This window comes from Micromonospora sp. NPDC050397, from assembly GCF_044901685.1.
Taxonomy (GTDB): Bacteria; Actinomycetota; Actinomycetes; order Mycobacteriales; family Micromonosporaceae; genus Micromonospora_G.
Genome location: NZ_JBJDPS010000018.1, coordinates 46491 through 70818 on the forward strand (window position 1 = coordinate 46491; position 24328 = coordinate 70818).

At 71.9% G+C, this 24328-nt stretch carries 19 protein-coding genes, 3 pseudogenes and 1 riboswitch; of the genes and pseudogenes, 11 read left to right on the top strand and 11 right to left on the bottom strand.

Features of this window, described 5'->3' with window-relative positions; all coding sequences use genetic code 11:
- The first annotated feature begins 207 nt into the window (after positions 1-207).
- The 4 genes from pstS to pstB are packed head-to-tail and all read left to right on the top strand — an operon-like array spanning position 208 to position 4330.
- On the top strand, positions 208-1311 hold the full coding sequence (gene pstS, locus ACI2K4_RS32135; RefSeq protein WP_404516755.1) for a phosphate ABC transporter substrate-binding protein PstS: 1104 nt from the start codon (positions 208-210) through the stop codon (positions 1309-1311).
- 45 nt (positions 1312-1356) lie between these two features.
- Entirely contained in the window at positions 1357-2454 is a 1098-nt protein-coding gene (gene pstC, locus ACI2K4_RS32140; RefSeq protein ID WP_404516757.1) for a phosphate ABC transporter permease subunit PstC, read from the top strand.
- Entirely contained in the window at positions 2451-3533 is a 1083-nt protein-coding gene (pstA, locus tag ACI2K4_RS32145; RefSeq protein WP_404516759.1) for a phosphate ABC transporter permease PstA, read from the top strand. The genes pstC and pstA overlap by 4 nt, the downstream gene beginning before the upstream one ends.
- A 20-nt stretch (positions 3534-3553) precedes the next feature.
- Positions 3554-4330, top strand: a complete 777-nt coding sequence (gene pstB / locus ACI2K4_RS32150; RefSeq protein ID WP_404516761.1) for a phosphate ABC transporter ATP-binding protein PstB — start codon at positions 3554-3556, stop codon at positions 4328-4330.
- Positions 4331-4518: 188 nt separating this feature from the next.
- On the opposite strand, the gene ACI2K4_RS32155 is transcribed toward pstB, so the two are convergent.
- On the bottom strand, positions 4519-5391 hold the full coding sequence (locus ACI2K4_RS32155) for an NUDIX hydrolase (RefSeq protein WP_404516763.1): 873 nt from the start codon (positions 5389-5391) through the stop codon (positions 4519-4521).
- A 77-nt stretch (positions 5392-5468) separates the two neighbouring features.
- Here ACI2K4_RS32155 and ACI2K4_RS32160 point away from each other — a divergent pair, with 77 nt between their 5' ends.
- Positions 5469-6437 carry a Gfo/Idh/MocA family protein gene (locus tag ACI2K4_RS32160; RefSeq protein ID WP_404516765.1) on the top strand — a complete coding sequence of 323 codons (969 nt, stop codon included), beginning with the start codon at positions 5469-5471 and terminating at the stop codon, positions 6435-6437.
- Between the two features lie 62 nt (positions 6438-6499).
- Here the strand turns inward: ACI2K4_RS32160 and ACI2K4_RS32165 are convergent, their stop codons facing one another.
- The 4 genes from ACI2K4_RS32165 to ACI2K4_RS32180 form a co-directional block, all read right to left on the bottom strand.
- Positions 6500-7513: an anion permease gene (locus ACI2K4_RS32165; RefSeq protein WP_404516767.1), complete on the bottom strand. Its 1014-nt coding sequence runs from the start codon at positions 7511-7513 to the stop codon at positions 6500-6502.
- Between the two features lie 70 nt (positions 7514-7583).
- Positions 7584-8210 (bottom strand): DUF47 domain-containing protein, encoded by a 627-nt coding sequence (locus ACI2K4_RS32170; RefSeq protein ID WP_121157402.1) that lies wholly within the window; start codon positions 8208-8210, stop codon positions 7584-7586.
- 168 nt (positions 8211-8378) lie between these two features.
- Positions 8379-9302, bottom strand: coding sequence for a PPK2 family polyphosphate kinase (locus ACI2K4_RS32175; protein WP_404516770.1), 924 nt, complete (start codon positions 9300-9302; stop codon positions 8379-8381).
- A gap of 170 nt (positions 9303-9472) precedes the next feature.
- Complete coding sequence (locus ACI2K4_RS32180) at positions 9473-9976, bottom strand: DUF402 domain-containing protein (protein ID WP_404516772.1); 504 nt, start codon at positions 9974-9976, stop codon at positions 9473-9475.
- Positions 9977-10226: 250 nt separating this feature from the next.
- On the opposite strand from ACI2K4_RS32180, the pseudogene ACI2K4_RS32185 reads away from it, so the two are divergent.
- Both ACI2K4_RS32185 and ACI2K4_RS32190 read left to right on the top strand, forming a co-directional pair.
- Positions 10227-11486, top strand: a pseudogene (locus tag ACI2K4_RS32185) (ATP-dependent DNA helicase); the annotation flags it as partial.
- A gap of 228 nt (positions 11487-11714) precedes the next feature.
- A pseudogene (locus ACI2K4_RS32190) lies at positions 11715-12407 on the top strand (ATP-dependent DNA helicase); the annotation flags it as partial.
- Between the two features lie 169 nt (positions 12408-12576).
- Here ACI2K4_RS32190 and ACI2K4_RS32195 read toward each other — a convergent pair.
- Positions 12577-13890 (bottom strand): AI-2E family transporter, encoded by a 1314-nt coding sequence (locus ACI2K4_RS32195; RefSeq protein WP_404516774.1) that lies wholly within the window; start codon positions 13888-13890, stop codon positions 12577-12579.
- 195 nt (positions 13891-14085) lie between these two features.
- On the opposite strand from ACI2K4_RS32195, the gene ACI2K4_RS32200 reads away from it, so the two are divergent.
- Positions 14086-14424, top strand: a complete 339-nt coding sequence (locus ACI2K4_RS32200) for a GroES family chaperonin (RefSeq protein ID WP_404516776.1) — start codon at positions 14086-14088, stop codon at positions 14422-14424.
- 122 nt (positions 14425-14546) lie between these two features.
- Here ACI2K4_RS32200 and ACI2K4_RS32205 read toward each other — a convergent pair.
- Positions 14547-16134 (bottom strand): annotated as a pseudogene (locus tag ACI2K4_RS32205) (PrsW family intramembrane metalloprotease).
- A 24-nt stretch (positions 16135-16158) separates the two neighbouring features.
- Positions 16159-16341: riboswitch (SAM riboswitch) on the top strand.
- Positions 16342-16386: 45 nt separating this feature from the next.
- Between ACI2K4_RS32205 and ACI2K4_RS32210 the strand changes: the two are divergent.
- Positions 16387-17637 carry an aminotransferase class V-fold PLP-dependent enzyme gene (locus ACI2K4_RS32210; protein ID WP_404516778.1) on the top strand — a complete coding sequence of 417 codons (1251 nt, stop codon included), beginning with the start codon at positions 16387-16389 and terminating at the stop codon, positions 17635-17637.
- Positions 17638-17781: 144 nt separating this feature from the next.
- On the opposite strand, the gene ACI2K4_RS32215 is transcribed toward ACI2K4_RS32210, so the two are convergent.
- Positions 17782-18984, bottom strand: coding sequence for an aromatic acid exporter family protein (locus tag ACI2K4_RS32215; RefSeq protein WP_404516780.1), 1203 nt, complete (start codon positions 18982-18984; stop codon positions 17782-17784).
- Between the two features lie 57 nt (positions 18985-19041).
- Between ACI2K4_RS32215 and ACI2K4_RS32220 the strand changes: the two genes are divergently transcribed.
- On the top strand, positions 19042-19860 hold the full coding sequence (locus ACI2K4_RS32220; RefSeq protein WP_404516782.1) for a metal-dependent phosphohydrolase: 819 nt from the start codon (positions 19042-19044) through the stop codon (positions 19858-19860).
- 68 nt (positions 19861-19928) lie between these two features.
- On the opposite strand, the gene ACI2K4_RS32225 is transcribed toward ACI2K4_RS32220, so the two are convergent.
- Positions 19929-20192: a DUF4031 domain-containing protein gene (locus ACI2K4_RS32225; protein ID WP_404516784.1), complete on the bottom strand. Its 264-nt coding sequence runs from the start codon at positions 20190-20192 to the stop codon at positions 19929-19931.
- 36 nt (positions 20193-20228) lie between these two features.
- Between ACI2K4_RS32225 and ACI2K4_RS32230 the strand changes: the two genes are divergently transcribed.
- The gene (locus ACI2K4_RS32230; RefSeq protein WP_404516786.1) at positions 20229-21635 is read left to right on the top strand and encodes an FAD-binding oxidoreductase; all 1407 of its coding nucleotides are present in this window, start codon (positions 20229-20231) and stop codon (positions 21633-21635) included.
- Positions 21636-21649: 14 nt separating this feature from the next.
- Here ACI2K4_RS32230 and ACI2K4_RS32235 read toward each other — a convergent pair whose 3' ends face one another.
- Both ACI2K4_RS32235 and ACI2K4_RS32240 read right to left on the bottom strand, forming a co-directional pair.
- A complete protein-coding gene (locus ACI2K4_RS32235) occupies positions 21650-22240 on the bottom strand; it encodes a hypothetical protein (protein WP_404516788.1) in 591 nt (196 codons plus the stop codon).
- Positions 22241-22395: 155 nt separating this feature from the next.
- On the bottom strand, positions 22396-24204 hold the full coding sequence (locus tag ACI2K4_RS32240; RefSeq protein ID WP_404516876.1) for a glycerol-3-phosphate dehydrogenase/oxidase: 1809 nt from the start codon (positions 24202-24204) through the stop codon (positions 22396-22398).
- Positions 24205-24328 lie beyond the last annotated feature (124 nt).

Consider the following 24328-nt stretch of genomic DNA (forward strand, 5'->3'; position numbering starts at 1 on the left):
GTAGCGAACTCCGGTCCCTCAGTTCACGGAACGGACAACTCGCCCTCAGCTCTGGTCCACCTGACCGGTCGCACCTGTTCACCCTTCGTTCACTCGCGCCCGGCGAACCGGCTACCTGGCACTTCTAACTTGCCTAGTAGCCGGTGGATAGCCGGCTCCCGGGGCAGAGTTCCCGGCGCTCCGTCCATGTGAAGGGAAACCCCTCAGGTGAAGCTCCAGCGGCACGGCATTCTTGCCTGCCTCGCTCTGACTGCGGCACTTGCACTCAGTGCGTGCGGCTCGGACAACAACGAGCCCGCCGGGCCCTCGGCCTCCGGGTCCGCCGCCGCAGCCGACTGCGCCACCGGCACCATCAACGCGCAGGGTTCCTCCGCGCAGAAGAACGCCGTCGCCGAGTGGGTCAAGGCCTACCAGCAGCAGTGCAGCGGCGTAACCATCAACTACGAGCCCTCCGGTTCCGGCGCGGGCATCCAGGCCTTCATCGCCGGCACCGCTGACTTCGCCGGCTCGGACTCGGCGCTCAAGGAAGACGAGCAGCCGAAGGCCGACGCGAAGTGCCCGAGCGGCAAGGCCATCCACCTGCCGATGGTCATCGGCCCGGTGGCGATCGCCTACAACCTGCCCGGCGTCGACGGCCTGCAGCTCAAGCCGGCCACCCTGGCGCAGATCTTCGCCGGCAAGGTCACCAAGTGGGACGACGCCGCGATCAAGGCCGACAACCCCAGCGCGACCCTGCCGTCGACCGCGATCCAGGCCGTGCACCGCTCGGACGAGTCGGGCACGACCGACAACTTCACCGCGTTCCTGAGCAAGACCGCCGAGAAGGACTGGACCTTCGGCAAGGCCAAGGCGTGGAAGGCTCCGGGCGGCACCGGCGCCAAGGGCTCGGACGGCGTCGCCGCCCTGGTCAAGCAGACCGCCGGCACCATCGGCTACGTCGAGCTCTCGTTCGCCGAGAACTCCTCGCTCAGCACCGCCAAGGTCGCCAACGGCGCCGGTGAGTTCGTCGCGCTGAACGCCGAGTCGGCCGGCAAGACCATCGCCAGCGCCGAGGTCACCGGCCAGGGCGACGACCTGAAGCTGTCGATCGACTACAACACCAAGGAGGCCGGGGCCTACCCGATCGTCCTGGTGACCTACGAGATCGTCTGCAACAAGGGCCTCGCGGCTGACAAGCTCGCGCTGGTCAAGGGCTTCCTCGGCCACGCGGCCAGCAGCGCGGGACAGGCCGACCTGGCCGACCTGGGCTACGCCCCGCTGCCGGAGTCGGTCCGCACCAAGGTCGAGGCCGCCGTCAAGGCCATCGCCTAACCCCGGTAATCCAGCCCCCGGACACCACACGGAGCGAGCGAGCAGATGGGTGAAACCCCTCCCCGCTCGGCCGACGCCGGCACCGGCGGATCGGGCGTGACAACAAGTCACGACCGACCCGCCGGTGCTTCGGCGCAATCGGCCGAGTTTTCAGCGATACCGTCCCACCGGGCTCCTGACGGAGGCGGCATGGGCGGCGGCGGCGCGCTGCCCCGGCGCCGGGCGTTCGGTGCCGAGCAGCTCTTCCGCGTGCTGACCCTGGCCGCGGGCACGATGGTGCTGGTCATCATCGTGGCGATCGCGATCTTCCTGGTCAGCAAGGCGATCCCGGCGCTCCAGGCCAACAACGAGAACTTCTTCACCTTCAAGAACTGGGCGCCGAACGAGGGGGAACCCCGCTTCGGCATCGCCGCGTTGGCCTTCGGCACCGTGCTCAGCGCGGTCATCGCGCTGCTGCTCGCGGTGCCGGTGGCCCTCGGCATCGCGCTCTACCTCTCGCACTACGCCCACCGGCGGATCGCCACCGCCCTGGGCTTCCTCATCGACCTGCTCGCCGCCGTACCCAGCGTGGTGTTCGGTCTCTGGGGTCGTGACGTGTTCAGCGGGCCGGTCACCGACTTCTCCGTCTGGCTCAACAAGTACTTCAGCTGGATCCCGCTCTTCGGCGGCGAGGGACCGTTCGGTCGGGCCATCATCCTCGGCGCCCTGGTGCTGGCGATCATGGTGCTGCCGATCGTCACCTCGCTCTCCCGCGAGGTCTTCATGCAGACCCCGAAGGCCAACGAGGAGGCCGCCCTGGCCCTGGGCGCCACCAAGTGGGAGATGGTCCGCACCTCCGTGCTGCCGTACGGGCGGCCGGGTGTGGTCGCCGCGGTCATGCTCGGGCTGGGTCGCGCACTTGGCGAGACCATCGCGCTGGCGATGACCCTCGGCGCCACCTTCGCCATCTCGTTCAACCTGATCCAGTCCGGCGGAAACTCGATCGCCGCCAACATCGCCAACGGGTTCAGCGAGTCCAACGACATCGGCCGGGGCGCCCTGATCGCCTCCGGTCTGGTCCTGTTCGCGATCACCCTCGTGGTCAACATGACCGCCCGGGTCATCCTCAACCGCCGCCGCGAGTTCACCGAGGGGGCAGCATGAGCGCCTCGACCCTGGTCAGCCCGAGCGGCACCGGAGTGGACCTGCGTGGGCGCCGGCTACCGAAGTGGGCGCCGGTCGGCATCGCCGTACTCGCACTGGTCGTCGCGGCCGTGGTGGTGTACGGGACCGGCATCGGCGGCTGGGTGTTGACGGTCGTCCTCGGCGCCGTCCTCTACCTCGTCGGTCTCTACCTGATCGCCCGCAACATCGAGGGACAGCGCGCGGCCAACAACCGGACCTGGAGCGCGTTGATCCACTCCGCGTTCGTGCTCGCCGTACTCCCGCTCAGCTCGGTCGTCTGGACGCTGGTCTCCAAGGGAGTCGCGCGGCTGGACGGCAACTTCTTCGGCACGTCGATGAACAACATCGGCGCCCGGGACCCGGAGGGTGGCGCCTACCACGCCATCATCGGCACGCTGGAGCAGGTCGGCATCGCCACCCTGATCACCGTGCCGCTCGGCATCGCCGGTGCGATCTACATCGTCGAGTACGGCCGGGGCCGGTTCGCGAACACCATCCGCTTCTTCGTCGACGTGATGACCGGTATCCCGTCGATCGTCGCCGGTCTGTTCATCCTCGCGTTCTGGGTGCTGATCGTCTCCCCGCACCTCAGCGCGGACGGCCGGCCGGGCTACTCCGGCTTCGCCGCCGCGTTGGCACTGAGCGTGCTGATGCTGCCGACCATCGTGCGGTCGACCGAGGAGATGCTCCGGCTGGTGCCGGCACCGCTGCGGGAGGGCTCCTACGCCCTCGGGATCCCGAAGTGGAAGACGATCCTGCGGATCGTGCTGCCGACCGCGCTGCCCGGCATCGTCACCGGCGTGATGCTCGCCGTCGCCCGCGCGGCCGGCGAGACCGCACCGGTGCTGCTCGTCGCGGGCGGCACCGCCGCGATCAACTTCAACCCGTTCGAGAACAACCAGTCCTCGCTCTCCCTCTTCGTGTACGGACAGGCCACCGACGCCGGGCGCTACTCCCCGGACCGGGCCTGGACCGCCGCGCTGACCCTGGTGGCTCTCGTACTCATCCTCACCATCGCGGCGAAGCTGCTCGCTCGCCGTAGCCAGATCTCCCGTTGAACCCCGGAGGAGCAATCACCATGGCAAAGCGCGTCGAGGCGGAGGGCGTCACCGCGTACTACGGGTCGTTCAAGGCGATCGAGAACATCAACCTGACCGTCGAGCCGAAGACCGTCACCGCCCTGATCGGGCCGTCGGGCTGCGGCAAGTCGACCTTCCTGCGCTCGATCAACCGGATGCACGAGGTGCTGCCGGGCGCCCGGGTCGAGGGCCAGCTCACCATCGACGGCCAGAACATCTACGACAACGACGTGGACGTGACGGCCGTACGGCGACTGATCGGCATGGTCTTCCAGCGTCCCAACCCGTTCCCCACCATGTCGATCTTCGACAACGTGGTCGCCGGGCTGAAGCTGAACGGCGTACGGAAGAAGTCGGCGCTGGAGGACGCGGCCGAGAAGGCACTGCGCTCGGCGAACCTCTGGGACGAGGTGAAGGACCGGTTGGGCAAGCCGGGCGCCGGCCTCTCCGGCGGTCAGCAGCAGCGCCTCTGCATCGCCCGGACGATCGCGGTCGAGCCCCAGGTCGTGCTGATGGACGAGCCCTGCTCGGCGCTGGACCCGATCTCCACCCTTGCGATCGAGGACCTGATGTTCAAGCTGAAGGACAGCTACACGATCATCATCGTGACGCACAACATGCAGCAGGCCGCCCGGGTGTCGGACCGTACCGCCTTCTTCTCGATCGAGCGCACCGGCGACCCCGGCCGCCTGATCGAGTACGACTACACCCAGAAGATCTTCAGCAACCCGAGCGTCAAGAAGACCGAGGACTACATCACCGGCCGCTTCGGCTGACCGGCAGGACCACCACGGCCTTCCGGCGACCCGTTGGGGCTCGCCGGGAGGCCGTTCTTCTGGCCGGGATGCGCCACCCGGGCGAAGGTGTCCCGAGCTTGTGGCCGGGACGCGCCACCCGGGGCAAAGGTGTCCCGAGCTTGTGGCCGGGACGCGCCGCCCAGGGCACCGGTGTCCCGGGCGGGCACTCAGCCGAGCAGGAAGCGGGCGGTGCCGTCCGGGGCCAACTCCAGCCGGGGCAGCACCGGGGTGGCCACGTCCCGCCCGGACGCGGCGGCCGGCAGCCCGGCCAGCCCGCCGCAGGCGGCGATCTCGGCCAGCGCGACCCGGGTCGGCGGCAGCATCGCGATCTCGCCGGAGTCGACCCGGGCCAGCGCGTCGGCCGGTCGGATCCACATGGTGTGGTCGGCCTCGCCGCTGACGTCCCGGGTCCGCTGACCGCCCGGCAGCAGGGCGACAAAGAAGTACGTGTCGAAGCGGCGCGGCTCGAACTCCGGTGTGATCCAGCGGGCCCAGGGCAGCAGCAGGTCCGACCGGAGGTTGAGTCGACGCTCGCGCAGCAGGTCGGCGAAGCTGATCCGCCGCTCGACCAGCGCCTGCCGGGCCTCCTCCCAGTCCGCTCCGCTCACGTCCCCGACGATCGTGCCCGGTCCCGGCCCGGCGAGCAGCACCCCCGCCTCCTCGAAGACCTCCCGCGCGGCGGCGCAGAGCACCGCCTGGGCGGCCTGCGGCGGCAACCCGAGCCGGTCGCCCCAGGCCGACGCGGGCGGCCCGGACCAGTCGAGCGTGGCCGCCGAGTCGGACGGGTCGACCCCGCCGCCGGGAAAGGCGTACATCCCGCCGAAGGTCATCGCGGCGAGCCGGCGGATGACGTACACCTCTATGGTTTCGCCGTCGGCGGTCGGGCGCAGCAGCAGTACGGTCGCGGCCACCCGGGGTGTTGCCGGCGGCTCACCGGCGGCGTAGAACCGGCGGGCGTGCGCGACCAGCGACTCCGGTACGGCAAAGGCCGGCGTGCCCGGCGCCGGCCCGTTCGGTGACCCACCGCTGTCGATCGTCATGCCGCCGAGCCTAGTGCCGGATCTTGACCGGTGGACGTGCTGGTCGGGGCGGACCCGGGCTGGGCTAGCGTGCTGGCATGACACGTTGGGGCATCCTGGCCACCGGCAACATCGCCGCCCAGTTCGTCACGGACCTGCGACTCCTCCCGGACGCCGAGGTGGTCGCGGTCGGCTCACGGTCGACCGAGGCGGCCCGCCTCTTCGCCGACCGCCACGGCATTCCCCGGGCGTACAGATCGTGGGCGGAACTCGCCGCCGACGACGAGGTGGACGTCGTGTACGTCGCCACCCCGCACTCCGCCCACTTCGAGGCCACCATGACCTGCCTGACGGCGGGTCGGGCGGTGCTCTGCGAGAAGCCGTTCACGCTCGACCTGGCGAGCAGCACCACGCTGGTCGAGACCGCCCGGGAGCGGGACGTCTTCCTGATGGAAGCCATGTGGACGCGCTGCAACCCGACCGTACTCCGGGTCATGGACCTGATCGCGGACGGCGCGATCGGCTCGGTGACCAGCGTCCATGCCTCGTTCGGGGTGGCCGGGCCGTTCCCGCCCGAGCACCGGATGCGGGCGAGGGCGCTCGGCGGCGGCGCCCTGCTCGACCTGGGGATCTACCCGATCACCCTGGCCCACATGGCGCTCGGCCGCCCCGACCACATCCGGTCCTGGGCGAAGATCAGCCCGGAGGGCGTGGACGAGAACACCGGCCTGGTGTTCGGCTACGACTCCGGCGCGGTCGCCTCACTGAGCTGCGGCATCACCGGTGAGACGCCGCAGAACGCGACCATCACCGGCACCACCGGCCGGATCGAACTGGCCGCCCCGTTCTGGGTCCCGGGACAGGTCACGATCCACCGGGCCGGTGCGGAGCCGGAGGTCCTGCCGTCCGGCATGATCGGCAACGGCTACCAGTACGAGGCCGCCGAGGTGCAGCGCTGCCTGGCCGCCGGGCTCAAGGAGAGCCCCCTGGTGCCGCACGCCGTAACCCTCGACGTGATGGGCCTGCTCGACACCATCCGCGCCCAGATCGGCGTCACCTACCCCTAAGGGGTAAGGAAGGGCCCCTTCCTATCGTTTTTTGTATAGGAAGGGGCCCTTCCTAACCTCGGTCAGAAGAGGGGGCGGACCACGAAGTAGCAGATCGCGGCGATCGCGGCGGCAGCCGGGAAGGTCAGGATCCACGCGGTCACGATGTTGCCGGCCACGCCCCACCGTACGGCGGAGAGCTTCTTGGTCGCGCCGACGCCCATGATCGCCGAGGTGATGGTGTGCGTGGTGGAGATCGGCAGCCCGAGCCGGGAGGTGGTGAAGAGCACGATGCTCGCCACCGTCTCGGCCGCGAAGCCCTCCGGCGGCCCGAGGTCGATGATCTTCCGACCGAGGGTACGGATGATCCGCCAGCCACCGGCGTACGTACCGAGCGCGAGCACGGTCGCGGAGGTCCAGAAGACCCACTCCGGGATGTGCGTCTTGCTGTCCTGGTAACCACCGGCGAACAGGGCCAGCACCACGATGCCCATGGTCTTGGCCGCGTCCTGCATGCCGTGGCCGATCGACATCGCCATCGCCGAGGCGGTCTGCGCCCAGCGGAAGCCCCGGTTCAGCTTGGCCGGGTTGCCCCGCCGGAAGACCCACATCACCGCCAGCATCATCAGCGCGCCGAGCCCGAACCCGACCAGCGGCGAGGCCACCATCGGGACGACCACCTTGATCAGGATGCCGTCCCAGAGCACGGTGCCGCCGACGCCGAAGAGGGTGGCACAGAGGGTCGCCCCGACCAGCCCGCCGAACAGCGCGTGCGAGGACGAGGAGGGGATGCCGAAGTACCAGGTGAGCAGGTTCCAGCAGATGGCGCCGAGCACCCCGGCGAAGACCACACCGAGGCTGGCCAGCCCGGTTGGCAGCTCGACCAGGCCGTCGCCGACCGTCTTGGCGACGTTGCCGCCGAGGTGCGCGCCGATGAAGTTGCCGACCGCGGCCATGGCCAGCGCCACCCGGGGGGTGAGCGCGCGGGTCGAGATGCTGGTCGCGATCGCGTTCGCGGCGTCGTGGAAGCCGTTGGTGTAGTCGAAGAACATGGCGACGGCGATCACCGCGAGTACGGCGATGAGTTCGGGGCTCACGCGCCGGCACCGCCCGGCGTGGGCGTACGGACCAGCGGCGCAGGAGTAAGGGGTCGTCCGGTCACCGGGATCAGGACTCCTTGACCGCGATGGTCTCGACCGTGTTCGCCACGTGCTCGAAGGCGTCGCAGGCCGCCTCCAACTCGTCGGCGACCTCCTTCATCTTCAGCACGGTCAGCGCGTCGTACTCGCCGGAGAAGAGCCGGACCAGCAGCATCCGGTACGCCTGGTCGCCGTCGTTCTCGAGCCGGTTGCACTCGATCCAGTAGTCCTCGAGGTCGCGCATCGAGCGCAGCCGGGGCATCGCCTCGGCGGTCAGCCTCGCCTGCTGGTCGAGCACGTTGACCAGTTCGTGCATCTCCCGGGGCAGGGACGGGAGCTTGGTCAGGCCGTACAGGTAGAGCAGGTTGCCGACCGCCTCGAGGTGGTCCATCACGTCGTCGAGCAGCGACCCGAGCCGGTAGATGTCCTCCCGGTCGAAGGGCGTGATGAAGGTCGAGTTGATCTTCTTGTACAGCTCGTGGGTGATCTGGTCGCTGTCGTGCTCGACCTCGGTGAGCCGCTCGCTCACCGACTGCACGTCCACGCCCGGCAGGGCCAGCTCGTTCAGCAGCTCGGTACCCCGTACGAGGTTCTGTGCGGCTCTGGTGAAGAGCTCGTAAAAGGCGCCCTCGGTAGGGCGGAAGGAAAACTTCACGGCACGGACCTCGTCGCGTCGTCGGTGGGGGTGGCGGGGGTCTGCCGACCTGCTGTGGGTGAGCGTCAGCGGACCTGCCTTGGGGAATGCTAGGAAACCCGAAAACCGGGCAACCGGCGGCCCACCTCTGGCCAGGCGTGATTCACTCCCAGTTCATCTGATGTTCATCTAAGACAGCTTCGGGGCGCCCCCGGGACGGAGTTGTCCCGGCCGCTGCGCGACCAGCCGCCGCCGCTCCCGCTCGACGTCGAAGGTCGGCCCCGGATAGCTCAGCCCCAACCCCTCGAAGGTCTCCCGGAGCAGGTTCGCCACCGCCCAGTCGCGGTACCACTTACGGTTCGCGGGCACCACGAACCAGGGCGAGCGGGAGGTGCCGCAGCGGGTCAACGCCTCCGCGTACGCGGCCTGGTAGTCGGCCCACCGGGCCCGGGTGTCCACGTCCGCCGGCTCGTACTTCCAGTGCTTGCGCGGGTCGTCGAGCCGGCGCAGCAGCCGCTCCAACTGCTCCTCGTACGAGATGTGCAGGAAGACCTTGAGCAGGGTGACACCGCCCTCGGCCAACTCCGCCTCGAACTCGTTGATCTCGTCGTACCGGGCCCGCCAGGTGCGCTCGGGCACCAACGACTCGACCCTCGGGACCAGGACGTCCTCGTAGTGTGACCGATTGAACACCCCGACATAACCCGGCGCCGGCAGCGCCCGGCGGATCCGCCAGAGGAAGTGGTGCCCCCGCTCCTCCTCGGTCGGCCGGCCGAACGACCTGACGTGCAGCCCGAGCGGGTTCATCGTGCCCGCCACCCGCCGGATCGTGCCGTCCTTGCCACCCGCGTCCATCGCCTGGAGCACCAGCAACAGCCGGCGGCCACGGCCGGGATCGACCTTGGCCGAGGCGAACAGCATCTCCTGCTGCCGACCCAGTTCGGCCCCGATCGCCGCCACCCGGGCCCTGGCCCAGGTCTTCGGCTCGTGGCCCACCACCTCGGCGGAGGGGAGCCCCGGCGTGGCGCGCGGCTGGATCGCCCCCAGGTCCAGGGCCCTGCCGCCGGTCGGCACCCGCAACAGCTCACGCAGGGACCGCTTCGACCCGCTCATGCCGACACCGGCGTCGCCGAGAAGGTCCCCCTCGGCCTGGCCGGCGAACCCGACCGGCCGGACCGGACCGCACCACCCCACTCGCTCATCCCTCGATCATCGCCGAAGAGCCAGCCCGCCGCGACGCGACCCCGAGGTCAAGCGGCTGGTCCGGGTGGGGCGGCGGGCGCTCAGACCACCAGGGCGAGCCACTTGCGGTACGCGGACGCGAACGGCTCGGTGCCGTCGCCGAGTGCGTCGTAGAGCCACTCGGCCGCCGCCTCGGCCTGCACGATCACGTCCTCCGGATAGCCGAACCGGACCCGGTGCTCGGCGAACTCGTCCTCGTCGCGCAGCTCGACCGCCCCGGTGGCCCGGCGCCGGACCACGTCCAGGTCGAGGTCGATCAAGTGGACCGTGTCACCCTCCCACCGGGCCGGGCTGGCGATGTCGCAGTAGACCTCGCTGGTCCTCGGCGGCGGGTTGAACATGCCGGTCCACCAGGCCGAGTGCGGCACCAGCAGCACGAACGGAATCTGCTCCACGGACGGACGGCCGTGGTAGACCGACTCGGTGCCGGCGGTGACGCCGAGCCAGACACCCAGGTCGTCCTCGGCGAGCCGGCGGGCGGGGTAGTCCCGGTGCGCGGTGCCGTCGTACTTCCGGTAGACGACACGGACCACATCGCTCGACATTCCCGCACCCTAACCGATGCCGGCCATCCCGCGCCCGCATGAAAGGAAGGGCCCCTTATTAACGCATAGCGTTAATAAGGGGCCCTTCCTTTCAGAGGTGCGTGGTCCTGTCGGGACGGCCAGGTACGGTCCTACGGTGACCGCGCCGACCACCGCCGACAACCCCGCCGACTCCGAGGACGCCGAGTCCACCGCACCGGCACCGGCAACCCGGCGGCGCCGACGCGCCGGCCGACCGAGCACCGACGACCTGCTCGCCGCCGCCGTCGGCGCGGTGCCCGGCGGCTCGGCCCGGCCCGGCCAGCAGCAGATGGCCTCGGCGATCGAGCGGAGCATCGAGAGCGGCGAGCACCTGCTGGTCCAGGCTGGCACCGGCACCGGCAAGTCGCTGGCCTATCTCGCCCCGGCGCTCACCGTCGACGGTCCCGTGGTGGTCTCCACCGCCACCCTCGCCCTCCAGTCCCAACTGGTCGAGCACGACCTGCCCCGGCTGGCCGACGCGGTCGAGCCGGTGCTCGGCCGGCGGCCGACGTACGCGGTGCTCAAGGGGCGTCACCACTACCTCTGCCTGGCCCGGCTGGACAACTCCACTGAGGACGAGCCGGAGGACACCCTCTTCGACGCCCCCGGGCGGGGTGGGGGCGGCACCAAGTGGCTGGGCGAGGCGGGCCGGCTCGGCAAGCAGGTCGAACGGCTGCGGGCCTGGGCCGAGCGGACCGAGACCGGTGACCGCGACGAACTGGACCCGGGCGTGGACGACCAGGCGTGGCGGCTGGTCTCGATGCCGGCGCGGGAGTGCGTGGGGGCGGGGCGGTGTCCGTACGGGCCGGAGTGCTTCGCCGAGGCGTCCCGGGTCCGCGCCCGCGAGGCCGACATCGTGGTCACCAACCACAGCCTGCTCGCCGTCGACCTGCTCAACGACCGGCACATCGTCCCGCCGCACAAGCTGCTGGTGGTGGACGAGGCACACGAACTCGCCGACCGGGTCTCCTCAGCCTCCCAGGCCGAACTCGTACCGGAGCAGATCGACCGGGCCGCCCGGCGGGCCCGGCCGCTGCTCACCCCGGAGATCGCCGAGACGCTCACCGCGGCCGGTGACGCGCTCGCCATCGGGCTCGCCGAGGTGCCGGCCGGGCGGATCACGGCCGGGCTGCCAGCACCGCTGCGCGAGGCCTGCACGCTGCTCGACGCCGCCACCCGGCAGGCGCTGGAGCGGATTGGCGAGATCAAGGCCGACGACCCCGACCCGGTACGCAAGCAGCAGTCCAAGGCGGTGCTCGACGACCTCTCCAGCACCTCCCAACGACTGCTGGAGGAGGACGACTACGACGTCGCCTGGGTGGAGAAGTCCGACGGCCCCGGTGCCGGTCGACGCGCCCTGGTGGTGGCACCGCTCTCCGTGGCGGGTCTGCTCGCCAACGAGCTGTACGACGAACGTACCGTCGTGGTGACCTCGGCCACGCTGACCCTCGGCGGGCGGTTCGACACCGTCGCCAAGGCCCTGGGCCTCGGTGCGGTCGCGGCCGAGCCGCCGTCACCGGCCGCCGCCGCCCTGGCCGCGTCGACCGACCGGGCGGACCGGACCGGGACGACGACGAAGAACAGCACGGCGACGAAGAACAGCACGCCGGCGAAGAACAGCACGGCGGCGAAGAACAGCACGGCGGTAAGGAACGGCACGGCGGCGAAGAACGGGGCGGCGGCGAAGAACGGGGCGAGCGTCGCCGACGGGGTCCCGGACGCCGAGGGTGAGTCGGGAGCCGGGTGGCGGTCGCTCGACGTCGGGTCGCCGTTCGACTACGCCCGGCAGGGCATCCTGTACGTCGCCGCGCACCTCCCTCGACCGGCCGCCTCCGGGCTCCCCGACGCGGCCGGTGCCGAGTTGCTCGAACTGGTCGGCGCGCTCGGTGGACGTACCCTCGGTCTCTTCTCCTCCCGACGGGCCGCGCAGCAGGCGGCGGAGCTGCTCCGTGCGAAGACCGACCTGCCGGTGCTGCTCCAGGGCGAGGAAGCGCTGCCGCTGCTGGTCCGCCGATTCCGGGAGGAGCGGGCGAGCTGCCTGTTCGGGGTGATGTCACTCTGGCAGGGCGTGGACGTGCCGGGTGACGCGTGCCAGCTCGTGGTGATCGACCGGCTGCCGTTCCCCCGGCCGGACGAGCCACTGGCTGCGGCGCGCGCGGCTGCGGTGGATGCCTCCGGCGGCTCCGGGTTCGCCTCGGTCAGCGTCCCGATCGCGGCGGTACGACTGGCGCAGGGAGTGGGCCGGCTGATCCGCTCCACCGGCGACAAGGGCGTGGTCGCGGTCCTCGACTCGCGGTTGGAGACGGCCCGGGGCTACGGCGCGTTCCTGCGCCGCTCGCTGCCACCGTTCTGGTACACCACCCGGCCCGAGGTGGCCCGGGGCGCGCTGCAACGCCTCGCCAAGGAGTGAGCCGGCCGGGCCGGGCCGCAGGGCCCGGACGCCGAAACCCGGATCCGGCCGGCGGGACGGCGGCCGGGCGACGGCCGCCGGGCGGGCGGCTGAGACGACGGCCGCCGGGCGACGGCTGAGACGACGGCCGCCGGGCGACGGCTGAGGCGACGGGACGTGGCCGGGCTGGTCAGGGTGCGGACGAGGCGACCACGACCGCGTCCGGCGGCACCTCCGGTGGGCGTCGGTGGGCCAGCCGGCGTACGGCGGTGTTGAGCACCGCGATCAGTGGCACGGCGACAAGCGCGCCGACGATCCCGGCCAGCACCACCCCGGCGGCGATGCCGACGATCACCGCGAGCGGGTGGATCGCCACCGCCCGTCCCATGATCAACGGTTGCAGGATGTGTCCCTCGATCTGCTGCACACCGATCACCACGCCGAGGATGATCGCGGCGGTGACCGGACCGCTGTCAACGAGCGCGACCAGCACCGCGACCGCACCCGAGAGCGCGGCGCCGACGATCGGGATGAACGCGCCGAGGAAGACCAGCGCGGCCAGCGGGAACGCGAACGGCACGTCGAAGATGACCAGGAAGATGCCGATACCGACCGCGTCGATGAAGGCGACCAGCACGGTGGCCCGTACGTAGGCGACCAGGGTCATCCACGAGGCCCGCCCCGCGTCGTCAATCCGCCACCGGGCGTTGACCGGGAGCAGCCGGACCAGGAAACGCCAGATCTTGCCGCCGTCACGGAGGAAGAAGAAGGTGGCGAAGAGCACCAGCAGGGCACCGGTGAGCAGTTCGAAGAGCGTGGTCGCGGTGGAGAGAGCCCCGCTGGTCAGCGCCTGGGTGTTCTCGTCAATCCACTTCTGCGCCTCGTCGATGTACGAGTTGAGCTGGTTGTCCGACAGGTGCAGCGGCCCGGTACGGAGCCAGTTCTGGATCTGCCGGATGCCCTCGGAGGCGTTCTTGCTCAACTCGGGCACACCACCGATGAACTCGGTCACCACCCGGGTGAGCGTGCCCACCACCGCCGCGATGCCGCCGACCAGCACCAACGCGGTCGCCAACGAGCGGGGGAACCGGGCCCGGAGCAGCCAGCCGACGGCCGGTGCGAGCAGGGCGGAGAGCAGCAGCGCGATGACCAGCGGGATGATCACGATCCTGATCGTCCCGATCAGCCTGAGCAGCGCGTAGGTGACCAGGCCGATGGCGAGCAACCGCCAGGACCAGGCACCCGCGATCCGCAGTGCCCTCGGCACCTCCGCGTCGTCCCGGCTGGCCGTGGAGGAGTGCGGCGCCGCCCCGGAGTCGGACGGCGTGCGCGGTGGCGGCACGGGTGCGGCGTACTGGTCCTCGGTCGACCGCTCCGGGGCGGGCAGCCGCTCGTCGGCGGGCACCCGCTCACCCGCCGCCCGCCTGGCCCGGACCGACGCCCGGCCGGACTCGTACGCGCGGCGGGCCTTTGCCCGTAGCTGTTCGAATCGGCTCAAGCGCACCTCCTGGCTGAGGGGCCGGCTCCTGGCTGGAAAATCGGCCTTCCTACGGTAGCCGGCGCGAACACACCGAAACGGTCCGTTCCAGCCCTGATTTCTCCCCCAGTATTGCCCCTGACCACGCCCTGCCAACCAGCCCGGCGGCCGTGACCTCGGCCTCCACGGCCGGCGCTCCGGCCGCACGGTAGCGTTCCGGTCGTGACCGCCGATCCAGACCTCGACAACGGCCTACCGATCCGCCTGCTGCACGACCGCGTCCTGGTGCGCCTGGAGGGAAGCGAGGGCGAACGGCGTTCGAGTGCCGGCATCGTCATCCCGGCGACCGCGTCGATGGGACGCCGGCTGGCCTGGGCGACCGCGGTGGGCGTCGGACCGAACGTACGCTCGATCGTCTCCGGCGACCGGGTCCTCTACGACCCGGACGACCGTTCCGAGGTGGAACTGCACGGTCGGGAGTACGTCCTGCTGCGGGAACGCGACGTGCACGCGGTCGCCGCCCAGCGGGTCGACACCGACTCCACCGGCCTGTACCTCTGACCCGCCGACTGGTCCGCGCCCCCGGACCGGTCCGCGCCCCCGGACCGGTCCGCGCCCCCGGACCGGTCCGCGCCCCCGGACCGGTCCGCGCCCCCGGACCGGTCCGCGCTCCTGAACCCGGGTCAGCGGTGTCCCACCGGCGGTGGACCGTACGTTCCGTAACCGGGCGGTGGTGGCCCGTAACCGGGCGGTAGGGGGTGACCGGGCGGTGGCGGCGGCGTGAGGACCACCGGGATCGGCACCACCGGCTCGTCCGGGGCGGCGATCGTGCGTGGTTGCCCGTCCGGGAAGGCCAGGTGGTAGTTCGTCCCGTCCCAGTGCGCGACCGGCGCCTGCGGGTCCCGACCCACGAAAACCCTCCGGTACGCGGCGATGTCGTTGAGCAGCAGCCACTCCTCGTGGGCGGTCTGCGCCCGCTGCGACGGTTTGGTGTCCAGTCCCCGCAGCATCCCGTCGCGCAGCAGCGCGAGCCGGGTCGCGGAGAACTGGAAGCCGCGCATCGCCTTCAGGCCGGGCTCACCGGCCACCCGCCGGGCCCACCGCCGGGCCGAGTGCCGCCGCCCGAGGCTGCCGAGTGCGGCCACCTCGGGAGGGCTGAGCCAGCCGGCGCGTACGTAGTCGGGCAGCCGCCGCTCGGTCAGTCGTCCCTCCCAGCCCCGCAGCCAGACCGCCAGGCCGACCATGCCGAAGAAGATCGGCACCATCACCCCGATGTAGCCGTAGAGCACGATCAGGTTCTGCCCGAGCGCGGCGGCCAGCGACGGCATCAGGTTCCAGGTGCCGTGCAACATCATCGCCGCCAGCAGGCCGGCGAGCGGGGCGAAGACCCGGATCCGCCGGTCCGCCGCCCGGGCCGCGATGCCCAGGCCGATACCGGTCATCGCGGTGAAGAGCGGATGGGCGAAGCCGGTGAGCAGGATCCGCACGATGAAGATCGCGAAGACGTTCTGCACCCCGGTCGCCGGGCCGTACTGGTCGGCACCGGCGGCGTAGCCGTACCCGCCCAGGTAGAGGATGTTCTCCACCATCGCGAAGCCGACCGCCGAGAGTCCGCAGTAGACGATCCCGTCGGTGATGCCGGACCACTCGCGGCGTCGGAACAGCAGCAGCAACAGCGGGCCGAGCGCCTTGGTCAACTCCTCGACGAACGGCGCGCCGAGCACCGACACCAGTGAATCTGGCAGCCCCCACCGGGCGAACTGGTCGGCGGTGAGCTGGTTGACCTCGAGCGAGGCGGTGGTCGCGACAAAGGCGCCCCAGGTGAAGCAGAAAAGCAGGTAGATCATCGGCTCGGGCTCGTACCGGTCGAGCCAGAGGAAGCAGGCGATCAGCACCGGCACCGGCAGGATCGCCGCGGCCAGCCCGATGAGCAACGCCTGGAGACCGAGACTGTCACCGAGTTGGATGGCCATGAAGACGGCGCAGCCGGCGATGAGCAGGATCACCGCCGCCAGCACCAGGCCCCGCCGCCAGGTCAGCCCCCGACCGCCGAACCAGCCACCCCCGCGCGGGCCGGCACCGGCCGGCCCGACACCAGCCGGGACGGCACCAGCCGGCACGGGCGGCGCGGCGGGCGGGATCGGCGGTTGCGTCGACGGCTGCGGCTGCGTCGACGGCTGCGGCTGCGGCTGCGGCTGCGGAACTCCGCCGGGCGGGGTGTCGGCCATGCCGCCCAGCGTAGTCACCCCCGACCCGCTGGCCGGACCGCAATCGGCCCGGTTATGCTGCCAGCCAGGTCACGAGTGCCAGCGACCAACGACCACCATCACGACCGACGCCGGGTCACCACCCGGACGAGGCCGACGGAGGTGGACGAAGCCCCAGCTTGCTGGCCGGCAACCCTCGTCGAGTTCGCGGTGGGGTGCCCTGGGTGATGACCGGGCCCAGCCCGAACCGCGTGCTGGGCAAGCGCGGGCCCCAACCCTCAGCAACCGGGGTCCCGGATTGCCGGAGGTCGTACCCATGGGTTCTGTTCTCGCACCCGTCGTCCCCACCCCGACCGGTGCCGATCCGCTGGACGTACTCGGCGTGCCCGACCTGGTCAACCTCGACTACGCGGCCACCGCACCCTGCGCCCGGGTGGCCGCCGACGCGGTGGCCGAGCTGCTGCCCTGGTACGGAAGCGTGCACCGGGGCGCCGGTGGGCTGTCCCAGCGCAGCACGCTCGCCTACGAGCGGGCCCGCCAGACGATCGGCGACTTTCTCGGCACCCGCCCCGACGACGAAGTGATTTTCACCCGGAACACCACCGACGCGCTCAACCTGCTCGCCCGCGCGGTGCCGGCCGGCACCAGCGTGGTCACTTTCGGCGGTGAGCACCACGCCAACCTGCTGCCCTGGCCGAACGTGGTGCGGCTGCCGGTGCCGGCGACCCCCGACGCGGCGGTCCGGGCGCTCGGCGAGGCGCTGGGCGAACTGCGCCGGGGCAGCGACCGGTCGGCACCGATCCTGGTCGCGGTGACCGGCGCCAGCAACGTCACCGGCGAGTGCTGGCCGACCGAGGCGCTGGCCACGGTCGCCCACCGGCACGGCGCCCGGATCGCGGTCGACGCCGCCCAACTCGCCCCGCACCTACCGGTGGACCTCGCCGCCTCGGGGATCGACTACGTGGCGATCTCCGGGCACAAGCTCTACGCCCCGTTCGGCACCGGCGTGCTCGCCGGGCGGGCGGACTGGCTCGACGCGGCGCCGCCGTACCTGGTGGGTGGTGGCGCGACGCTCGGCGTGGGCAATGCCACCCACGACGTACGCTGGGCAACCGGCCCCGGGCGGCACGAGGCCGGCACCCCCAACCTGCTCGGCGCGGTGGCCCTGGCCGCGGTCTGTGCCGCCCTCGACGCGGCCGACCGGGGCGAGTTGTACGCCCGGGAGCAGCGCCTGCTGGCCCGGTTGCGGGACGGGCTGCGCGCCCTGCCGCACGTCGTCGAACTGCGGACCTTCGGCGCCGACGCGCCACGGGTCGGCATCGTCTCGTTCGTGGTCGCCGGCCGGGACTCCGCCGAGGTCGCCACGGAACTCGGTCGCCGCTACGCGATCGGGCTCCGCGACGGCCTGTTCTGCGCCCATCCGCTAGCTCGCCGGCTGCTCACCGAGGCGGCCGACCGCAGCGGTCGGGGTGACCTCCCACCGACCGCGCTGCGCGCGAGCATCGGGCTGGGCAGCACCCCCGCCCACGTCGACCGACTGCTCGACGCCCTGGCCGAGCTGCGCTGACCCGACACTACCCTCCGGGCACTACCCGCCCGGCCGAGCCGCGCTGCCCCGACGCCGCCCGGTCGTCCTGTCGCCCATTCGGCTGGACGACCGGGCGGCTGGGCGGTTGGACGACCGGACGGCTGGACGGCTGGACGGCTGGGTTCAGTGTGCCGACGGGCGGGACGCGTGCGACGCCGGTGTCTGGGCGCTCACCGCCCGCCGGACCAGCCGGTTCGCCTCGGTCCGCTCCAGCCCGGTGGCCCGAAGCACGTCACTGGCGGTGGTACGGACCTGGGCGACCACCACGCTGCCGGAGAACCCGACCCCCTCGCTGTACGCCCGTCCGGCCGCACTGACCGAGCGGAGCACCCGTTCCCGGGCCGCCTCCGGCTCCAGCCCCGCGCCGAGTTCCTGGTGCAGCAGCCGTACGGCGTCGGCGAGTTGCCGTACCGCCGAGGCCATCGCGGCCGGGACCGGCTCGTCGTCCTCCAGCGCGGTCACCGCCCGCCGCACCAGCACCCCGCTGTTGTGTACGGCGTGGTTGATGTACTCGGCGCTCTCCGCGTACCGGGTCAGTGCCCGCCGCCGGTTCCACCGGGCGGGGGCGAGGGTGGCCGTCTCCCGACCCCCCTCCAGCGCGTCCTGGAGTCCGTCCATGTACTCCTCGACCCGACGCAGCCGCTCCAAAGCGGTGGCGGCCCGGGTGGAGTCGTGTTCGGCCAGCGCGTCCGCGGTGACGGTCAGTTGCTCGGCAAGGGTCTCCAGCGCGGGTCGGGCCGCCCGGTCGACGATCCGCAGCGGGTTGAGCGGCAGCAGGAGGGCCACCACCGCCAGCCCGACGCCACCGCCGACCAGCGCGTCGATCACCCGGGGGAACTCCACGTCGCTCATTTTCGGGGCGAGCGCCACCAGCAGTACGGCGGTCGCCGCCGCCTGGGTCACCACGGCGACGCTGCCGCCGAGGAAAATGGTGACGATGATGGAGAGCGTGACGATCAGCCCGAGCTGCCACGGTCCGCTGCCGACGACGATGATCAGCAGGTCGCCGATCCCGATCCCGACGGCGACCCCGAGGATCAGCTCGACGGTCCGGCGCAGCCGCTGGCCGAGCGAGGCCGCCAGGGTGCCGACCGCCGAGATCGGCGCGAAGACCGGGTCGGTGTTGCCGAGGATGTCGTGCGAGATGAACCAGGAGAGCAGGGCCGCGACGCCGGCCTGTAGGGCGAGGACGAAGTTGGCCCGGACGGCGTCCATCCGGTCCCGCACCGTGGTCTTGGAGCGCGCGCCCAGCTCGCTCACCATGTGGTTGACCCGCTCGCTGTCAAGGTCTGCTGCCGAGCGGACCTTGTTCCGGGCGGACTCCATGGCCGGGACTACCCGCCGGTCGCCCGGTGAATCCTGCTCGACGCGACGGATCGCGGGATGACCGAGCCGTTCGGCGACGACCACGCGTACCCGGGCGACCTGGTCGCGCGGTGGCGGGCGGCGGCCCGGGGCGCGGGCGCCACCGCTGCCGATCCGGCCCTGGTGGCGGCCGGCGAGGGGCTGCTGCGCCGGTGGCGCGAGCCGCACCGGCACTACCACACGGTCGACCACCTGACGGCCGTCCTCTCCGTCGTCGACGCCGAATCGGCCTGGCTCGACCATCCCGGGCCGGAGCGGCTCGACCATCCCGGGCCGGAACAGCACGACCATCCCGGGCCGGAGCGGCTCGACCATCCCGGGCCGGAACAGCACGACCATCCCGGGCCGGCGAGCGACCTGGTCCGGCTGGCGGCGTGGTGCCACGACGCGATCTACGAGCCCCGATCGGCCGGTGACGCCAACGAACGGGACAGTGCGGCCCTCGCCGGCGAACTGCTGACCGGGCTGGGGCTGCCGGGCGCCGCCGTGGCCGAGGTCGAACGCCTGGTGCTGCTCACCGCCGGGCACCGGACCGAGCCGGGCGACCGGGCCGGTTCGCTGCTCTGCGACGCCGACCTCGCGATCCTCGCCGCCCCGCCGGCCGAGTACGACCGGTACGCCACCGCGATCCGCCGGGAGTACGCACACGTGCCGGAGGACCTGTTCCGCGCCGGACGGGCGGCCGTACTCCGGGAACTGCTCGCCCTGCCGACCCGCTACCGGTTGCCCGACCTCGCCGCCCGGTGGGAGCGGCCGGCGCGCGCAAACCTCACCCGTGAACTGGCCCGGCTCGCACCCGGCGACGGCCCCGACATCGACTCCCCCGGATCGCCGTGAGACATGGATCGCCCATGAGAGGTGGGGCGCCGTGAGAGGTGAATCGCCGTGAGAGTGCCGGCGGCGGATCAGGAGACGGAGTGTTTCGGCCGGCGCAGGTTGGCGGTACGGAGCAGGCGGGCGATCTCCCGGCTGGGAACCACCCGGGCGCCGAGCCAGACGGCCATCGCGAACCGGTTCTCCGGCAGGTCGTAGTGGTCCCGGTCGAACGCTCGGGGCGGGGAACCGAGCATCTCCGCGAAGACGTGCAGCTCAGCGTAGGACACGTCGCTGACCAGGTGGGACCAGAGCCGGTCGCGGTACGGCCAGGCGGGCGGATCGACGTACACCATGGTCCTCACGGTAGTCCGGCGGCTAGCCTGCCACCCATGGTCCGATCCAGCCTGATCGACGAGCTGCGCGCCGCCCTCGGTACGGCGGCGGTGCTGACCGACCCCGATCTGCTCCGGGGTTACCAGCGGGACGAGGCGGATCTCTGCGCGTCCGCGCCGCCCTCGGTGGTGGTCCGCCCCCGCACCACCGCGGAGGTGGTCGAGGTGGTGCGGCTGGCGTCGGCGTACGACGTACCGGTGATCCCGCAGGGTGCACGGACCGGGCTGGCCGGTGGGGCGAACTCGGTCGACGGGGCGCTGGTGCTCGCCACCACCGCGATGGACCGGGTCCTGGAGATCGACCCGGTGAACCGGATCGCCGTGGTGCAGCCCGGGGTGGTCAACGCGGCCCTGGCCGCCGAAGTGGCCCGGCACGGCCTGCGTTACCCGCCCGACCCGGGCTCGTGGGAGTCGTCCACCATCGGCGGCAACGTGGCCACCAACGCGGGCGGCATGTGCTGCGTGAAGTACGGCGTGACCACCGAGTACGTCCTCGGCCTGGAGGTGGTGCTCGCCTCCGGCGAGGTGTTGCGCACCGGTCGGCGTACCGCCAAGGGGGTGGCGGGTTACGACCTGACCCGGCTCTTCGTCGGCTCGGAGGGCACCCTCGGGGTGATCACGGAGATCACCCTGGCCCTGCGTCCGGCACCGGAGGAGTCGCTGACCATGGTCGCGGTCTTCCCCTCGATCGCCACCGCCGGGGCGGCGGTCGCCGAGATCTCGTCCCGGGGACTCTCCCCGAGCCTGCTGGAACTGCTGGACCAGACCCACCTGCGGGCGATCGAGGCGTACCGGCCGATGGGGTTGCGTACGGACGCGCGGGCACTCCTGCTCGCGGCGGTCGACACCGGCTCACGGGCCCCGGCCGACCTGGCCCGGCTCGCCGCCGCCTGCACCGAGACCGGCGCCGACGAGGTCTTCACCGCGACCGACCCGGTCGAGGCCGCTGCCCTGCTCCAGGCCCGGCGGCTGGCCCATCCGGCGATGGAGCGGTACGCCGCCGAGGCGTTCCCGGGTGGGAACGGCGGACTCTTCCTCGACGACGTGGCGGTGCCACGCAGCCGGTTGGCCGCTCTGCTGGACGGGGTCGAGCGGATCGCCGAGGAGCAGAAGGTGCTGATCGGCGTGGTCGGACATGCCGGCGACGGCAACATGCACCCATTGATCGTGGTTGACCGGGCGGATCCGGAGAGCGTGGCGCGCAGCCAGCGCGCCTTCGACGCGATCATGGAGCTGGCTCTCACCCTCGGCGGCACCTGCACCGGCGAGCACGGCGTCGGCCTGCTCAAACGGGACTGGCTGGCCCGGGAGATCGGCCCGGTCGGGATGCGGGTCCATTATGCGATCAAGTCGGCACTCGACCCCGACGGCCGATTCAACCCGGGCAAGGTCGTCCCAGGTTGAACCGGGCACCGTCCTCAGAGCGGGGTGATGCCCTCCAGCAGCCGGACGATCGCGCTGGCGGTCGCGGGAGCGCCGCTGGGGCACGCCTGCCAAACGACCGTGATCCGGCCGGTGTTCAGGGCGTACGAGCTCGCGTTGCGGCAGCGGGGCCGGTTCGCCTCACGCCCCTCGGCGGCCAGCTTCGGGTCGGCGAGCAGCCCCTGTAGCCGCTGCCGCTGCGAGGCGTTCAGCGTGCCGTTGTCGTCCCGGGAGCCGGCCCGGTAGCTCCACCGGCCGTCCTCCTCCACCGTCAGCGACTGGGCACCCTGGGTCGAACCGCCGGTACGCACGATCGAGACCCGGGCCGGGGTGGGGCTCGGCGACTTACTGGTCCGGCTCGCGCTCGGCCGGGGCGTCACGCTCGCGCCGGGGGTGGTCGGGGCGACGGTGGGCGAGGGAGCCGGCGGGGTGGCCGGTGGCGCCTCGGCGGTGGGCGTCTCCGGCGCCGACGAACCCGCCTCCCACAGCGGCGGTCCCGCATCGCTCTGTCCGCAGGCGGCCAACGGCAACACCAGCAGACCAACGGCGATGACGGGTACGGCACGTAGCCACAGCCGGACGCTCATTCGACCCACCGTACGGGCAGCGGATCGCGGACGCAGCAATCGAACGTGAACGGATCGGACCTGTTGTGCGGCAGAGCGCCGGTATTCCCCACATCTGTCCGATGTGCACCCTGTCGGTGACCGGACCGACCATCGGTCGCCGCCGCCCTCGCCGGTCAGCTCGGCAACTCCACCCCGGTCACGCCGGAGCCCCGGTCGGCGGCGAAGCCCCGTACGTCCGGCACACCGAGCCGGGCGGCGTCGGCGGTCGCGTCGTCGGGCATCCGCTGCGACTGCCGCTCGGCCTCGACCCGGGCCAGGTAGTGCTCCACCTCGCGGTCCCGGACCTGAGCGTCCCAGCCGAGCACCCGACCCATGATCTCGGCGGCGTGCTCGGCCGACTCGGTGCCCCGGTGGGCGGTCTCGAACGAGATCCGGGTCCGCCGGGTCAGTACGTCGTCCAGGTGCAGCGCCCCCTCCGCGCTGGCCGCGTACGCGACCTCGGCGGCTAGGTACTCCGGTGCCCCGGCCAGCGGCGAGGCGAGCAGCGGGTCGGCCGCGATCAGGGCGAGCAGATCGACGGTGAGGGTGCCGTACCGCTCCAACAGGTGCTCGACCACACCGACCTGCACCTCGTGCCGGCGGGCCAGGTCGGCCCGGTCCCGCCACATGGCCGGGAAGCCGTCCGCACCGAGCAGCGGCAGGTCGGCCGTACGCGACGGGCGGGCGTTGCCGAGCCGGCGGGCCGCCCGGTCCACCACGTCGCTGGCCATCACCCGGTAGGTGGTGTACTTCCCGCCCGCCACCAGCAGCAGGCCGAGCATCGGCTCGACCACCGCGTGTTCCCGGGACAGCTTCGAGGTGGAATCCGCCTCGCCGGAGAGCAGCGGGCGCAGCCCCGCGTACACGCCCTCGATGTCCGAGGTGGTGAGCGGCCGGTCGAGCACCATGTTCACCTGTTCGAGCAGGTAATCGATGTCGCGGGCGGAGGCCGCCGGGTGGGCCCGGTCGAGCCGCCAGTCGGTGTCCGTGGTGCCGATGATCCAGTGACCGCCCCACGGGAGCACGAAGAGCACCGAGGTCGCCGTACGCAGGATCAGCCCGGCCTCGCCGGTGATCGCCGAGCGCGGGACGACCAGGTGCACGCCCTTGGAGGAGCGGACCCGCAGCCCCGGACGGGCGCCGATGTCGCCGAGCATCCGCGACATGTCGTCGCTCCACACCCCGGTGGCGGCGATCACGGTACGGGCGCTCACCTCGAACTCGGCGTCGGGCGAGCCCGGACGAGCCTCCATGTCGCGGACCCGTACCCCGGTCACCTCGCGGGCCTGCCGGAGCAGGCCGACGGCGCGAGTGCTGGTCACCACGGCCGCGCCCAGGCTCGCCGCCGTCCGGGCCAGGGTGACGACCAGGCGGGCGTCGTCCATCTGGCCGTCGTAGTAGCGGATCGCCCCGGCGACCGCGTCGGCCCGCAGGCTCGGGAAGAGGCGGCGGGCACCCTCCCGGGTCAGGTGGCGGTGCAGCGGCATCCCCCGCCCGCCGCCGAAGAGACCGGCGAACGCGTCGTACGCGGCCACCCCGGCGCCGTAGTAGGAACGTCGCCAGGCCCGCGCGGGCAGCGCCGCCGGGCCGGCTCCCGAGGGGAGCGGGACCAGGATCGGCACCGGCCGGACCAGGTGCGGCGCGAGCCGGGTGGCGAGCAGACCACGTTCGGTGAGCGCCTCGTGCACCAGACCGAATTCGAGCTGCTCCAGGTAGCGCAGGCCACCGTGGATAAGTTTGCTGGACCGGCTGGAGGTGCCGGCGGCGTAGTCGCGCGCCTCCACCAGGGCGACCCGGAGTCCGCGCGACGCGGCGTCGAGGGCGGCGCCCGCGCCGGTCACCCCACCACCGATCACGAGTACGTCGAACCGCTCGCTCCGCAGGCGACGCAGATCCGCCGCGCGGCGGGCCGGTGAGAGTTGACCGGCGGTGTACCGGGAGATATTCGGATCGCGCACCCGTCCACGTTAACCGCCCTCGGTGAACAGTTCTCCCCCTCGGTGGGTCGTACTGTGTCCGACATGCAGGTCGGACCCCCGCAGCCCGCCGAAGATCCATCTCTCCCGC

Excerpts from the sequence above, each read along its gene's own strand:
- ACI2K4_RS32160 (WP_404516765.1), top strand. The coding sequence starts at position 5,469 with ATGACACGTTGGGGCATCCTGGCCACCGGCAACATCGCCGCCCAGTTC.
- ACI2K4_RS32215 (WP_404516780.1), bottom strand. The coding sequence starts at position 18,984 with ATGGAGTCCGCCCGGAACAAGGTCCGCTCGGCAGCAGACCTTGACAGC.
- ACI2K4_RS32155 (WP_404516763.1), bottom strand. The coding sequence starts at position 5,391 with ATGACGATCGACAGCGGTGGGTCACCGAACGGGCCGGCGCCGGGCACG.
- ACI2K4_RS32175 (WP_404516770.1), bottom strand. The coding sequence starts at position 9,302 with ATGAGCGGGTCGAAGCGGTCCCTGCGTGAGCTGTTGCGGGTGCCGACC.
- pstB (WP_404516761.1), top strand. The coding sequence starts at position 3,554 with ATGGCAAAGCGCGTCGAGGCGGAGGGCGTCACCGCGTACTACGGGTCG.
- ACI2K4_RS32230 (WP_404516786.1), top strand. The coding sequence starts at position 20,229 with ATGGTCCGATCCAGCCTGATCGACGAGCTGCGCGCCGCCCTCGGTACG.
- ACI2K4_RS32225 (WP_404516784.1), bottom strand. The coding sequence starts at position 20,192 with ATGGTGTACGTCGATCCGCCCGCCTGGCCGTACCGCGACCGGCTCTGG.
- ACI2K4_RS32180 (WP_404516772.1), bottom strand. The coding sequence starts at position 9,976 with ATGTCGAGCGATGTGGTCCGTGTCGTCTACCGGAAGTACGACGGCACC.
- pstA (WP_404516759.1), top strand. The coding sequence starts at position 2,451 with ATGAGCGCCTCGACCCTGGTCAGCCCGAGCGGCACCGGAGTGGACCTG.
- ACI2K4_RS32220 (WP_404516782.1), top strand. The coding sequence starts at position 19,042 with ATGACCGAGCCGTTCGGCGACGACCACGCGTACCCGGGCGACCTGGTC.
- ACI2K4_RS32210 (WP_404516778.1), top strand. The coding sequence starts at position 16,387 with ATGGGTTCTGTTCTCGCACCCGTCGTCCCCACCCCGACCGGTGCCGAT.
- ACI2K4_RS32235 (WP_404516788.1), bottom strand. The coding sequence starts at position 22,240 with ATGAGCGTCCGGCTGTGGCTACGTGCCGTACCCGTCATCGCCGTTGGT.
- pstC (WP_404516757.1), top strand. The coding sequence starts at position 1,357 with ATGGGTGAAACCCCTCCCCGCTCGGCCGACGCCGGCACCGGCGGATCG.